This is a genomic window from Ruegeria sp. AE4 (genome assembly GCF_056542185.1).
Genome location: NZ_JBQFZK010000048.1, coordinates 1 through 1,516, shown reverse-complemented (window position 1 = coordinate 1,516; position 1,516 = coordinate 1). Strand labels below are relative to the sequence as shown.

The window sequence follows — 1,516 nt, the reverse complement described above, 5'->3', positions numbered from 1 at the left end:
GATAGTGTTGAAGAAGTCGCCGTTTGGGCGCGTTCAGGATGCGGCCTCAATAGGCTTCCGCCTTCCCTTCATCCCGTCAGTCTAGGTTGTGGCACCAGCTTGGCGAGTTTCCGAAGGTTTTGGGCGGTTGCTGCGAGTTGAAACTGTTCATATGCGCCTTTGGGTCCTCGTAGCCGCATCGTCGGAACGCCTATGTATCGTTTCAGATGTGCGAAGAGCATCTCAACCTTCCTTCTCTGAATGAACGAGGTCATGTACGCATCGGTCTTGCGGATATCGCGGGCGACGTCGCGAGCCGCTTCATGGACGGAACGAAGCACGTTCCGGGCTGGCTGATTTGGACAGCAATTTGCTTTCAATGGGCATGCGTCGCAGTCGTGCTTTGATGCACGATATTTAATGAAACCGTCTTTGCCGCCATTTGGCTTGCGCGGTTTGGAGAAGTTTCGCCGATATGTTCGCAGCTCTTTATTGCCGGGGCATGTGTAGCTGTCGGTCGTGGGGTCGTAGACGAAGTCTTCGCGCGAGAACGTGCCGTCCGTCCGTTTAGATTTATCCCACACCGGGATGTGCGGAGCGATGCCGCGCTCTTCCACCAACCAGCCCAGCATCTCCGCTGAGCCGTAGCCCGTATCGCCGACCAGCTTGTCCGGCGTCATGCCGAAGCGGTCCGTAATCCGGTCGATCATGCGTCGTGCAGCAAAGGCCTCAGCGGTTCGGATCGGAACCGATGGTTCAACATCGACGATCACCGCATTATCCAAATCCACCATATAGTTGGTGGAATATGCGAAGAAGGCAGCCCCACCGTCCGCGCCTGTCCAGCGTGCGGCGGGATCAACGGGTGAGATGTATTTGGGGACAACTTTGGTGGATGCGCCGAAAGCCGCATCATCCAGCGTTTCGAGATATTCCTCAACCACACGAGTGGCTAGGTCGGGCGGCAAACCCTCTTTGCTATCGACACCCCGCGTCTGGTTCGCATTCGCCGGGATCAGGCTGGCATCGACGCCGAAGCTATCGCCGCCAACCAGGCCCTCATCGATGCAGCGCCTCAGGACAGTCTCGAAGAGGTGGCGGAATAACCCGCACTCACGGAAACGCCCGTGTCGGTTCTTCGAGAAGGTCGAATGGTCTGGCACCGGATCGGTCAGATCGAGCTTGCAAAACCACCTGTAGGCCAGGTTGACATGCACCTCTTCGCAGAGCCGCCGCTCGGACCGAATGCCTTGGCAATAGCCCAACAACAGCATCCGGATCATCAACTCTGGATCAATCGAAGGACGACCGTGAGCGCTGTAGGACGGTGCCAGCAGGGGGCGAACTTCCGAAAGATCAAGGAAGCGATCAATGCCGCGTAACGGATGATCAGCAGGCACAAACTCTTCAATCGAGAACTCATAAAACAGCGCCCCTTGCGCCACCTGCCTCGGTCCCATCATCACCGCACCTCCACTCTCAAAAACGAGTGAATCAGCGACAGGCAAACCAATCAACGGAATTTTTCAACACTATG

General features: G+C 56.7%; 1 protein-coding gene. It reads right to left on the bottom strand.

All coding sequences use genetic code 11. The annotated features are described in order from the left end of the window. Positions 1–68: 68 nt before the first annotated feature. Positions 69–1,442, bottom strand: coding sequence for a transposase (locus ACR0EK_RS20275; RefSeq protein WP_170717733.1), 1,374 nt, complete (start codon positions 1,440–1,442; stop codon positions 69–71). Between the last annotated feature and the right edge of the window lie 74 nt (positions 1,443–1,516).